Annotated in this window: 12 protein-coding genes; all 12 read right to left on the reverse strand. The window is 36.7% G+C overall.

From position 1 onward, the window contains the following. Positions 1 to 7: 7 nt before the first annotated feature. Positions 8 to 667, reverse strand: a complete 660-nt coding sequence (pgmB, locus tag BBF96_RS05300) for a beta-phosphoglucomutase (protein WP_127016181.1) — start codon at positions 665 to 667, stop codon at positions 8 to 10. A gap of 2 nt (positions 668 to 669) precedes the next feature. Next, a complete protein-coding gene (gene galT / locus BBF96_RS05305; RefSeq protein WP_127016182.1) occupies positions 670 to 1,650 on the reverse strand; it encodes a galactose-1-phosphate uridylyltransferase in 981 nt (326 codons plus the stop codon). Further along, complete coding sequence (locus tag BBF96_RS05310; protein ID WP_127016183.1) at positions 1,631 to 3,118, reverse strand: glycosyltransferase; 1,488 nt, start codon at positions 3,116 to 3,118, stop codon at positions 1,631 to 1,633. Before BBF96_RS05310 ends, galT begins: the two co-directional genes overlap by 20 nt. Positions 3,119 to 3,144: 26 nt before the next feature. After that, on the reverse strand, positions 3,145 to 4,014 hold the full coding sequence (locus BBF96_RS05315) for a carbohydrate ABC transporter permease (RefSeq protein ID WP_127016184.1): 870 nt from the start codon (positions 4,012 to 4,014) through the stop codon (positions 3,145 to 3,147). Next, entirely contained in the window at positions 4,011 to 5,120 is a 1,110-nt protein-coding gene (locus tag BBF96_RS05320) for a carbohydrate ABC transporter permease (RefSeq protein ID WP_127016185.1), read from the reverse strand. The genes BBF96_RS05315 and BBF96_RS05320 overlap by 4 nt, the downstream gene beginning before the upstream one ends. A gap of 86 nt (positions 5,121 to 5,206) precedes the next feature. Next, positions 5,207 to 6,496 (reverse strand): ABC transporter substrate-binding protein, encoded by a 1,290-nt coding sequence (locus BBF96_RS05325; protein WP_127016186.1) that lies wholly within the window; start codon positions 6,494 to 6,496, stop codon positions 5,207 to 5,209. Positions 6,497 to 6,557: 61 nt separating this feature from the next. Next, the gene (locus BBF96_RS05330; RefSeq protein WP_164730911.1) at positions 6,558 to 7,487 is read right to left on the reverse strand and encodes a carbohydrate kinase family protein; all 930 of its coding nucleotides are present in this window, start codon (positions 7,485 to 7,487) and stop codon (positions 6,558 to 6,560) included. Between the two features lie 64 nt (positions 7,488 to 7,551). Next, positions 7,552 to 8,730 carry a LacI family DNA-binding transcriptional regulator gene (locus BBF96_RS05335; protein WP_127016188.1) on the reverse strand — a complete coding sequence of 393 codons (1,179 nt, stop codon included), beginning with the start codon at positions 8,728 to 8,730 and terminating at the stop codon, positions 7,552 to 7,554. A 158-nt stretch (positions 8,731 to 8,888) separates the two neighbouring features. Next, positions 8,889 to 9,566 carry a hypothetical protein gene (locus BBF96_RS05340; RefSeq protein ID WP_127016189.1) on the reverse strand — a complete coding sequence of 226 codons (678 nt, stop codon included), beginning with the start codon at positions 9,564 to 9,566 and terminating at the stop codon, positions 8,889 to 8,891. 3 nt (positions 9,567 to 9,569) lie between these two features. Then, positions 9,570 to 10,220: an endonuclease III gene (nth, locus tag BBF96_RS05345; RefSeq protein WP_127016190.1), complete on the reverse strand. Its 651-nt coding sequence runs from the start codon at positions 10,218 to 10,220 to the stop codon at positions 9,570 to 9,572. A 1-nt stretch (position 10,221) separates the two neighbouring features. Further along, entirely contained in the window at positions 10,222 to 11,943 is a 1,722-nt protein-coding gene (gene polX / locus BBF96_RS05350) for a DNA polymerase/3'-5' exonuclease PolX (RefSeq protein ID WP_127018193.1), read from the reverse strand. 48 nt (positions 11,944 to 11,991) lie between these two features. Next, positions 11,992 to 12,651 carry an HAD family hydrolase gene (locus BBF96_RS05355; RefSeq protein ID WP_127016191.1) on the reverse strand — a complete coding sequence of 220 codons (660 nt, stop codon included), beginning with the start codon at positions 12,649 to 12,651 and terminating at the stop codon, positions 11,992 to 11,994. Between the last annotated feature and the right edge of the window lie 415 nt (positions 12,652 to 13,066).

Consider the following 13,066-nt stretch of genomic DNA (forward strand, 5'->3'; position numbering starts at 1 on the left):
CCTATTCCTACCTTTTTACCATCGTTTGGTATTGCTCTATATCAAAATCTCTTAAATCATTAATCATAACATCTGCACCTTTTAATGTTGAACTACCAACACCAACTGCAAACATTCCAGCTCTTTTAATTGCTTCAATCCCTGCCTGAGCATCTTCAACTCCAATACAGTATTCTGGAGCCAATCCAAGCCCCTTTGCAGCAGTAAGAAATATTTCCGGGTGAGGTTTACTGTTTTTGATAGTAGCAGCATCTACAATATAATCAAAATAATGCTCCACTTTGAGCTTCTTAATTACAAAAGAAGCATTTTTACTGGCTGAGGCCAAAGCAAGTTTATATCCATGCTTCTTTAAACTTTCAAGTACCTCACCAGCACCCGGTAAAAGATCATCAGGAGTAATTTTCGCTATAAGTTCCTTATAATCAGCATTTTTCTCTTCTGCCAGTCTTTCTTTCTCTTCTTGCGTATAACTTTTATTAGATCTACTGAGAATAATATTCAATGATTCCATCCGGGAAACTCCCTTTAGTTTTTCATTAAATTTACGATCAAAAGGAATTCCAAGTTTTTCAGCAAGACGTTTCCAGGCCTGATAATGATATTCTGCAGTATCGGTAATTACTCCATCCAGATCAAAAATTACACCCTTAAAATATCCATCCATCTTTAAATCTCCTCCTTAGCCAGAATTTCTGCAGCCATCTCTGGTAAAACAGTATTAACTATAATTCCTCCACCTATTTCAAAACCGGCCATTGTATTGAGTCGAGGGGCAATTTCTAAATGCCAGTGAAAATCAGTATATTCCGTAGAATTTACCGGGCCATTATGGATATAAAGATTAAACGGAAAATCTCCCAGAACACGATAGAGTTTATTAAACACTTGCAAAATTACCCCTGCCAATTCTTCCAGATCATTATCAAGAATTTCTTCAAACTTTGCATTATGTTTCCGGGGCAAAATCCAGGTTTCATATGGAAACCGGGATGCATAAGGAGCTACAACCAGATATGAAGAAGAAAGAAAAATTTGACGATCCCCATTTATTTCGGTTTCTATTAGATCACAAAAGATACACCTTCCGGTATCCTGCTTATAAGTTTTAAAACCTACTAACTCTCTTTTTATACGTGGCGGTATAAAAGGAGAAGCAATAACCTGAGAATGAGGATGATGTAATGACGCTCCACCCTTTTTTTGATAATTTTTGAAGATTAAAACATAAACTATTTTCTGTTTTTTACTTAACTTTTTATAACATCTCTTATAGGTCAATAAAAGATCAACCATCTCGCTTTGGTTCATCTTAAAAAAATTTATATTATGATCGGGATGCTCTACTATCACATTGTGATATCCAGATTGGTTTATTCCACAAAATAGCTCATTTTCAATCACACATTTAGTCTTTCCAGGAGCAAGGATAGGGAACTTATTGGCAAAAGTTCTGGTAACCCATTTACCCTCTCGATAAAGAGCATCAATTTGGGGAGGAGTTTTATCTTCATTACCAGGGCAGAAGGGACAGTTAGTAATAGAATCTGTTTCTGTCTCTTTTTCACACAAATCGGTTGGTCTTCTACTTCGACCCGCTGCTATAATTACTGATTCGTTTGTAATTGGATCAAACCTCATCTGAGTCATTTATTTTCCCCTCCCCAAAATAAAGTTCAGATAATCTTTTTAAACTAATTTCCCATCCGGTAATTTTCCTTTCAACATGCTCTCCGTTTTCTAATAGTCTTTCTATAACCTCAAGATATCCGGAAGCAGTTTTATCCCAGGTATAACGGTTCTTTATTCTTTCCAAGCCAGCCTGCCTTATTTTTTGCCACTCCTTATGATTATCAATTAAACGCAGTAATCCCTCTGCTATCTCTTTTTCTGATTCAGGATTAATTAATACAGCAAATTCCTGCTTTCCATCAGAAAAACTCTCACTGGGTCCTCCATTTCTGGTAACTACAACCGGCAATCCACAAGCAGCAGCTTCCAAAGGAGCCAGGCCAAAAGGTTCGTAAAGGGCTGTTAAAGCAAAAATTCCACCTTTTTTGGCAAAATATCGATAACACTCTGCAAGCTCTTTTTGGCTTTCCAGATTTATAAAACATACATTGCCTCTTATTCCTTTTTTCTCAATTGTTCTGATAATCTGCGCCAGTACCTGGCCTTCTACCCCTTCAAGTCTGGTATATTCCTGCCACGGATTCTCCATTCCTCTAACAATTATACATAGATTTGCTTTTTCTAAAAGCTTTTGATTTCCCGCATAAGCCCTAACAAGACCAATGTGATTTTTCTTGGGATCTAAACGGCTGGAAGCAATAATACATGGAAAATCCAAACGTTCCGGATTCAAATCTCGATGAAATGAAGTTTTTATTTTCTTCTCAATGTTCTGTTCACATTTTCCTGCACAGTCCGGATAAAAAATTTTAGTATTAACTCCCGGTGGAATCACAGCAAAACGCTTATCATCCTCTACATCAATAGCTCCTCTATATACATGGTGTGAATACTGCTTAAAACGTTCCATTCTGGTACTGACTATATTTACCGCCGAATTCGACATACAGATCCTTTCTGCCGGTATCCGATTGGTAAAATGATATATATCATTGAGTTCTCTGATATTTTCAGGAGTTGCACCCAATTTATCGAGTTTCTGGGCACCTAAAGAATGAGCAGTGAAGGTAAAAGGTACTCCCAACTTTTCCTTTAATAAAGCTCCGGCAAGACCACCATCACCGTAATGAGTAGTTATAAAGTCTGGTTTACAGTTTTTCTCTTGATAATATTTACATATCCCATTCACATACTCATCAATATGTGGCCAGAGATCTTCTTTACGAAGAAACTTTTCTCCACCAAAGGAAATTCGTATAATCCTCAAGTTCTCGACTCCAGGATAGTAATCAATATGGGATTCAAAGCCAGGCCAGTCTGGATCAACAATTCTCCGAGTAAAAATATCTACCTTTATCCCCTGTCGTGCCATAGCTTGCGCTACTTCTTTTACATAAACCAACTGTCCACCAAAATCAGGATGTTCTGTCCAATACCTATCTTCTGGATCGAAATTACCTTGTGGATTAAGAAATGCGATTCTCATTTTATCACTCCAACTCCCTTTTTATATTAGCCTTTAACAGCACCAGCAGTTAATCCAGCAACAATCCGTTTCTGGAAGATGAGAACCAATACAACCAGAGGAATCGTAACTATTACCGCTGCAGCCATAATTTCCCCAAAAGGTATTTGACGTGAAACCTCACCAGTAAAGAGAGCGATAGCAACCGGTACAGTTCGAGCAGTCGGTTCAATTGAAGTAAATGTTAAAGCAAACAGATACTCATTCCAGGCTGCAATGAAGGATAACAATCCTGTTGTTACCAATGCAGGAGCTGTCAAAGGAAGTAAAATTTTGTAAAAAGTCTGAAATGGTGTCGCACCATCCACCTGTGCAGATTGTAAAAGCTCATTTGGTAAACTTTTAAAGAAAGAGGTCATAACCCATGTTGTAAATGGCAAGGTAAAAAGCATATATGATAATATCATACTTGGAATAGCTTTAATTCCTAAATGGTTAATAACTGCATATAAACCTGACAATACTGTTACCTGTGGGAACATTGTCATAGCCAATATTAAATAAAGTGAGAGTGTTTTACCCTTAAATCGCAGCTTACCGAGAGCAAATGCAGAAACTGAACCAACAGCTAGTGCCAATAAAGTTGTTAACATGGAAACAATCGCACTATTGATCAGCCCACGAACAAATTTATCATTACTAAAAACCGCTCTATAATTCTGCAGTGTAGGAGCAAACTTATAAGTCTCCGGATCTCTAGGAACAAAAGTTGCAGGTGTCATCTGCAACTGAGCTTCTGATTTTAGTGATGAGTTAATTGCCCAATAGAAAGGGAATACCAGATAAATGAAAATAATTATTACAAGAAGCCAGAATAATCCTTTCTTTATTACTTCAATTAATCCTTTATTTCTCATTCTGTATCAACTCCCAGTAATTTCATATAAAGAACAGCAAAACCAAATATAATGATAAAGATGATTACACCAATTGCAGAAGCTAATCCCATAGCCCGATTACCAATCAATTGATAGTAATTATAGCTGGCCATTGAATAGGTTTTCTGGGCCAAAAGAACCTGGAAAATATCGAATACCCGCAAAGCATCCAGAGTACGAAAAACCAAAGCAACAGCTAATGATGGTTTTAATAGAGGCAATGTAATACTGAAGAATTGACGTATTGGACTTGCTCCATCAACTTTTGCTGCTTCATAAATACTTTTTGGTATAAGTTGTAAACCTGCCAGAATTAATAAAGCCATAAAGGGAGTTGTTTTCCATACATCTACGATAATCAAAGTCGGTAAAGCTATAGATTTATTACTCAAAAAAACCATATTTCCATCACCAATACCCAGCTTTTCAAAGATCATATTAAAAAAACCAATCCGACTGGGTGCCAGCATAAACTCCCATATTCGGGCTGAAACTACTGTTATTACTGCCCATGGAACCAACATGGTTGCACGCATTATTCCGCGTCCTTTAAAATTACTGTTCATTACTAATGCGATTCCCAAACCAAGAATTGTCTCCGCTAAAACAGAAATTACCGTAAAACTAATTGTATTCCATATTGCTTGGATAAAATCCCTATCCGTTGCACCAATCACATATCGTTTACCAAATAAACTAAATTGAGTTAATTCACGGTATCTTATTGGCTTACGGGGCAGTACCCTGATTGCACGTTCATAAAGTTTTTCACCAGTTCTTGGATCAATTTTCTGTTTACCCGTCTTTTCATCAATAATAGGTGGTAATTCTTTAATCGTTATACTTAGCAATCTTTTATAATTATCAAAACCAATAAAATGAGTTTTTTCTCCACTAGCAAAAGTTTTATCCGTAAAACTGGTATAAAAAACCTGTCCTAAGGGATAAAATGCGATAAGTGCTAAAATTATAAAAGTAGGTAAAAGTAAAGTATATGCCAGGCGTTGTTCACGTCTAGCGAGTTCTGAAGTATTACTATTGGTCTGCTTTGGTCTGCCCCCTTTTATCTTTAACTTTGAAAACATACATCTTCCTCCTTCAGGTCAAATGATCCATTCAAAAGCCCGGGTTGGGAATAAACCTTTCCCAACCCGGCTAAAATGTAAATATGTTATGGTTGACCAATTTCAAAACCAGTAAGGTCTTGTAGATCAAGTTCTAATTCTTCGATTGCAGTTTGAGCATCCTTTTCACCTGTCAGAACTGAATGAACTGCTCTAAAGAAGAGAGTTGATACTTCATTATATTTTGGAGCAGTTGCAGTTGATGGACGAGCTACAGCATTAATGAATACATCATACAGTCTGCCAAAGAATGGATTTGCTTTTAGTACTTCTGGGTCTTTATACAGATCCTTAATAGTTGGATTCAAAGAACCTTTAATAGCACGAATCTTTTGCTCTTCATAAGAAGCCAGGAATAAAGCTACATCTGCAGCAATTTCAGGATGCTTACTGTACTTACTAACAGCTAACTGCCATCCACCAAGAGTTGCTGCACCCTTACCACTCTTACCAGCAGGCAGTGGAGCTACATCAAAGAGACCTTTAATCGCACTATCCTCTGCATTACCCAGACTGTAAGCATAAGGCCAGTTACGCATAAATGCAGCATTACCAGCCTGCCAGATCGCGCGGGCATCTTCTTCACTCATACCAATTACACCTGGAGGAGAAATAGTTCCTACCCAGCTCGCAGCACGTTCAAGCATTTCAATTGCGTTAGGATTATTGATAGTGATCTTCTTATCAGGACTGATGATAGAACCTCCACCGTTGGATGCAATCCACTCGAGAGCATCACAGGTTAAACCCTCATAAGCATTTCCTTGCCATACAAAGCCCCAGAAATCAGGATTACCAGCTTTACGTTCGCCTTCCTGAATAATTCTGGCAGCTTTTTCTAATTCATCCCAGGTCTTTGGAACATCCAGACCATATTTCTCTAATAAATCTTTCCGGTAATAGAGCAAACCTGCATCCGTAAACCATGGAATAGCAACCAATCGACCATCAACAGTATTATTTTCAATCAGAGCAGGGAAATGTTGATCAACGACTTCTTTAGCACCATACTCATAAAGGTCAACAAAGTGTTCTGCCAGATCGCCAGGCCAAATTACATCAATTTGATAAACATCTACTTCAGAACTCTTTGCTTCAAAGAACTGAAGATACAACCCCAGTCGATCTGTAGCCAGATCAGGAGTAACTAAAACTTTAACCTCAACATCTGGGTGGAGTTCCATGTAACGCTGAGCAGCTTCAACACTTAACTGATACTCCTGTCCAACAGCTCCGGTGGCGATTGTAATGACAACCTTTTCATTCTCAGCCAGAGCTGTTCCCATTACACCAAATGCCAAAGCCAATACCAACAACAACACTAACCCTCGTTTCATATAACTCCTCCTTTTGAATTTATTTTATTTTTATAAGAAAAATTTTAAATCTTCTTAATAATTATTCGTTAATTAGCTCATATATCGGAGGCAGTGGCGCAATGGCTCCCATATGTTGTACTGTTATTGATGCGGTTTTTAATCCGATATTAACAGCCTCCATTAGAGATTTTTCTAAAAGTAAACCACCGTATAATCCAGACCAGAAAGAATCTCCTGCTCCAGTGACATCTAATACCTCCACTGGTCTACTCTCCAGTTTAACTAACTTTTTACCATCTGAAAAGAGCAGTCCCTCGGCTCCCATAGTTAAAACAACATTTTTTGCTCCTAAATGATGATATCTTTTAATTCCTTCTTCAGGAGTAATTGACCCCCAAAGCCTTGTCATATCATCTAAAGAAGGTTTTATTATAAAGAAATCACTGATAAATTCTTCAAATATTCGACGCCCTTCTTTTGGATTATCCCATAAAGGCTCATGAAAACATGGATCAAAGGTTATAATTTTTCCTTTTTTAAGGGCATATTCTTTCATAACCTTAAGCGATTCCCGACAAGGTGATTGAGATAAAGCAAATCCAGAAAAATGTACAATCCTAGCACTATCTATCAAAGATCTGGCACTGTCAGTAAATTCTAAATATTTATCCGCTCCCCGATAGTGAAGAACCTCCGGAGTGGAAGTACTTCTAGTAACAAAGATAATTGTTGTCTTATGTTTTTCATCCCTCTGTATCCCAGTGGTATTAACTTTCTTTTCTTTGAGAACTCTTTGAATTAAATCACCAAATGCATCATTACCAATTCTACTAATTAAAGCAGAACTAAATCCTAATCGGGATACATTAATAGCAATGTTAGCTGGCGAACCTCCAACATAACGTTGATAGGTAATTGATTTATCAACCGAATCAACCATAGCAGTAGTTATAAAGTCCATTACAGTTTCACCAATTGTTAATAAATCAATTCTGTCTTTTTCTCTCATCATTTATCATCCTTTTCTATACTGAAGAATGTATGAAATGGATTACATTCAAGCGAAAAAATTGTTAACGGTATTGAGCAGTAGATTCTCTTACAATCAACTTATGTGGCAAAATAACCTGTAATTCTTTAATGAGTCTCTTTTCTATAATATTTATCAAAATTTGTGTTGCTCTTCTACCCATCTCAGTCATAGGTTGGGCAATTGTTGTCAATGTAGGATTATAATAAGATGCTATTTCCAGATTATCAAAACCAATGATAGAAAGATCTTCTGGAACCTTATATCCCAGATCTAACGCTCCTCTAATAGCTCCAATGGCTGTCTCATCACTAACAGCAAATATGGCAGTAGGTGGATCGGGTAAAGTAAGTAACTCTTTTACCAATTTTTCAGCCGTTACAAAAGTAAAATCACCTTCTTTTAAATAGTGATCATTAAAAGGTATATTTGCTTCACTAATAGCTTTTATATAACCAGCAATTCGATCCAGTGATGAATTTTCGTCATCAAATGGCCCAGAGATCATAGCAATTTTACGATGCCCCAAAGATATTAGATATCTGGTTGCATCATACCCACCTTGAACATTATCAATATTAACAAAAGGAATCTTATGATTATTACGTATAGTTCTAGAGATAATTACAGAGGGAAGAGTAAATTCCTCCAGCCATTTCATCTTTTCATTATCTAAACGATGGCACATAAACAGTACACCTTCAGCTCTTCGCTCCAACAGAGTTTTGAAACTATTTTTTTCCCTTTCTTCACTATAATTTGTATTCATTAAAACTACATCATATCCAAATTTGTAGGCAACTTCCTCTATACCCTTCAATACTTTAGAATAAAAGGGATTAGACATATCTGGAAGAATAATGCCTATCAGTTCAGTTTCTTGTTTTCTTAAATATCTAGCAATCATATTGGGCTTATAGTTTAACTTTTCCATAGCCCAGATAACCTTTTCCCTTGTTTCCGGTTGAACAAGGTCACTTTTGTTTAATACCCTTGAAACGGTAGCCTTAGAAACTCCGGCTAACTTGGCAACCTCGTCCATTGTTATAGTATTAGAACTCTTTTTTCTACCGGGTTCATAATCCAGATCTTCTATAACTTTTTTTATCCGCTTGGCAGTTTTTGGGGCAACTTTTTTAGGGTCATTTAAAAATCTGGAAACTGTAGCAGTCGAAACTTCTGCCTTGCGGGCAATATCCTGAATTGTAATTTTTTCTTTCATCGGAATTACCTCTTTAACAACTTATGTATGTAACGGATTTCATTCATATTTTTATGATACATCTTTTTTCGAAATATGTCAAGTGTTTTTTTAATTTTACGATTTTTTATTTGATTTTAAATTAAAAAAAAAAACCTCTGTGACAAGGGAAATTATCATTAAAAACCAAAATTCAGATTCAAAAGTAAGGATAGTCCGTGCATCTGTTCTAAAGGCTGCTCACCAGGTATAACCTGTGTACCTAATTTCCAATTAAAAAGATGTGAATAATAATAACCTACTTTAAACTCCAGATCTACATATCGTTTAAGAGAATAGTAAAACCCAATTTGAGGTTTTATCATGATAAAAGGTGCTTTAAGCACAGTTTGATTAGGAGAAGTAATTCCTTCTTCAAAATTAGAGACTGTATCATGAACCAGTTCAAGTTTCAATCTTCCCAATGATGTTGACCCACCTAAACTTACTGCTACAGTATCTGTCAGTGGAAAGATTTGTTCTAACCATACCCCTCCATGACCTATAGATAAACAGGCATATTTACCATTATCGGCTATAGAAGAGACTGAACCACCAGCACCAAAATTACTGTAACGAAGATTATTCTGAGTCTGAGAGAAAAACCCACCTCCATATGTCCACAATCGACTATCGAGAGGAGCAAAACCGTTCTTTTTAAGAAGAGTATTTAATTCGATCATCTCAACCTCAAAAAACTCAATCATAACTCCCCCGCCACCATAATGGAGTAAAATATTCTCATCAAGCTCATTAGCAGAGGTGGGCAATATTAGAAGAAAAAGAAAGAAAAATGTAATCAGTACAATTTTCTTCATAGCCTACTCCTCCTTAATTGAAGGATATTCGCAGATTTCAACAAGTCCGCAGCTATCACATTTGGGATTACGGGCCTTACAGATAGTACGACCATGATAAATCATCTGGTGTCCAAATTTGGTCCACCTTTCTGTTGGAATGATTTTCATCAGGTCAAATTCAATCTTTTCAGGATTCTCTTCACGGGTCAAACCCAGCCTTCTTGAGAGCCGTTTGACATGAGTATCGACTACAATTCGTGGAATGTTAAAGGCATCCCCCAATACCACATTGGCAGTTTTCCGTCCCACTCCTGCCAGAGATGTCAGTTCTTCTAAAGTTTGTGGGACTTCTCCTCCGTATTTTTTAACCAGATCTCTGCAGCAACTAATTATATTTTTTGTTTTATTTCTATAAAAACCTGTTGATCGGATCGCTTCCTGTAATTCTTTTGGATCTGCATTGGCAAAAGCAAAAGCATCGGGATATTTTTTAAATAAATCTTTAGTAACCACATTTACTCTTTTATCAGTACACTGAGCAGAAAGAATGGTAGCTATAAGGAGCTGAAAAGGATTTTTAAAATTTAAAGAGCAAACAGCTTCAGGGTATTTTTCTTCCAGATAGATAAGAATTTTTTCAACCTTTTCCTTCAATTTCTTTTCTGCAGCCAAATTATCGCTCCTTTCTCCTCTTTAAATAGGCTTTAACCTCTTCTATAGACAAAGCATTAAAAACATTCTCTTTAGTAAGCCAACCTTTTCGTCCTATGGCTATCCCGTAATTTAAATCATCCAGGCCACTAATCCTGTGAGCATCAGGATTAATACTGATTAGCACTCCCTCTTCTATTGCATATTTGCAATACCGCCAATCCAGATCAAGACGGTATGGATTGGCATTTAATTCGATAATCACCTGATGCTCAGCACAGGCACGGATAACCCGGTAAATATCCACAGGATATCCTTCTCTACTAAGAAGAAGACGTCCCGTAAGATGCCCCAGCATAGTAGTATAAGGATTTTCAATGGCCTTTAATAGCCGATTGGTCATTTCTTCTTCAGTTCCATTGAAATTAGAATGAATTGAAGCAATGACAAAATCAAAACCCTTTAAAATTTCTTCCGAATAATCAAGTGACCCATCAGGCAAAATTTCAGCTTCAATACCTTTAAAGATATAAAAATCTTCTAACTCAGCATTTAAAGCGTCAATCTCTTCCCACTGGGCTTTAACATCGGAAACTTTCAAACCATGGGCATAGAAAGCAGTTTTACTATGATCGGAAATACCTAAATATTTAAGACCACGTTCGCGACAGGCCCGTACCAATTCTGGAATAGTATCCACACCATCACTATATCGGGTATGGACGTGAAAGACACCTTGAATATCTTCTCTGGTTATAAGCTCTGGTAACTCATCATTCTCAGCAGCAGCAATTTCACCCATATTCTCCCGCAATTCTGGCGGAATATAGGTTAAACCCAGAGTTTTGAAGAACTCACTTTCATCTTTACATTCAATCCGCTTGTCATCACGAAAAATTCCGTACTCGTTAATTTTTAACCCCATATTTTTAGCTCTTGCCCGCATGGCAATATTATACTCTTTACTGCCTGTAAAATGATGAAGTGCATAGACATATTCATCGGGCTTTACAGCCCGCAAATCCAGATTTAATCCTTCTTTTAATCTAACTGATGTTTTGGTCGGACCACTACCAATGACTTCCTCAGTAAAATCAGCTTTAATCAACCTTTCCATAACCTTTTCTGGCTCAAAAGTGACAACCACAATATCAATATCCTTGATCAATTCTTTCTTTCTTCTTATACTTCCCGCAAGTTCAGCCTTTTTTACTTCTGGCCAGGTGCGGATAATTTCTATAATTTTTATTGCGTAATCAATAATATTAGCATATAAATACTGCCCTTGAAATTTTTTTAAGGTTTTAATCCCCTTTAGAATCTTTCTCTGGGTCTTTTCACCAAAACCGGAAAGTTCAATCAGGCGATTTTCAATACATGCATATTCCAGTTCGCCTAAATTGGAAATTCCCAATTCCCGATAGAGTTTACTCACTTTCTTTACTCCAAGACCTGGTAAACGCAAAATATCAAAGAGTCCTTCAGGCAAATCCCTGGCAAGTTCTTCAAAATAACTTAATTGACCTGTCATTACAAGTTCCTCAATATTTTCTGCAAGAGTTGCCCCAATACCGGGAATCTCCCTCAATCTACCTTCTCGAACAACCTGATTTATATCCTCATCCAATGCTTCTATTTTTTTAGCACCATTATAATATGCCCTAGCTTTGAAGGGATTCTCTCCACGTAATTCCAGCATAACTCCAATCTGATGCAATATTTTACTTACTTCTTTTTTGTCCATCTTCTCCAAAATTTTTCACTCCTCTATTTCTATTACCTTTAATTTGAACTATAAAAACAATTCCCTGATCTGAGTAAAATTATTAATCACATAATCAGCTCCGGCCAGTTCTTCTTCTCTGCCAAACCCATATTTGCAGCCAATGGTAAGAAGACCATTCTTTTTTCCAGCTTCGATATCAGAACTTCGATCACCAACCATCGCCATCGGGCCATCATTAAATCGTTCTACAATCAACCTGACCAATTCCACCTTTGAGTTGGTCTGATATCCCCCTGCACTATATACAGCAGCAAAAAGACCAGGAAAATAATATTCAGCTACTCCGGTTACATAAATTTCACTGCCATTAGAAGCAATACAGAGGCGGTAACCTTCTTTTTTGAGAACTTTAAGTGTCTCGACCACACCCGGATATGGATTTCCCTCTCCCCTTTTTAAGCGCAACATCTCATAATGTAACATATATTCATCGGCTTTCTCGATCACATGAGAAGAAGCACCAGGTAATAACTCAGCCCAGATCTGATCATTGGTCTTACCGAACATAGATAGCAAAGTCTCTTTTTCTGGAATCTCGCTTTCATATAGTCCTTCATTTCGTAAACGGGAGATGGTATCATAAAATGCCGGAATGGCTAACTCCTCGGTTTGAAATAATGTTCCATCCAAATCAAAAATGATAGTTTTGATTGATTTTTTCTGCATTATCTTACACCTCTATATGAATTTTTTCTTACAAATCTATTTTCAATATTATAGGGAAAACTCCTGCGGGATTTTTTATAAAATTTAAATATGCCCTTAAAAAGAACAAAATGCCTTTTGGGCATTCAATCTTATTAACTGCAAAGAGCTAATTTTTCGCTCCAATAGAAATTTTTCTAACCATTTAAAGTTCGATCCAGTCGAAATAAAGCACACTAATCAAAAGGGCATCCAGACCCTTGATTAGCTCATCACCTCTGTGATAAAGCCCCTATTTCTCCGTCAATTTCACTAAAATGGTTTAACGAAAAATTTCTATGTCACTCAAAATTAGCTCTTTGCAGTTTTATAATATTTTATGATAATTTGAGAATTAATTGCATTTTTTACTTCTAAGTCATTTATACCAGTATAA

The sequence above is a fragment of the Anoxybacter fermentans genome (assembly GCF_003991135.1).
Classification (GTDB): domain Bacteria; phylum Bacillota; class Halanaerobiia; order DY22613; family DY22613; genus Anoxybacter; species Anoxybacter fermentans.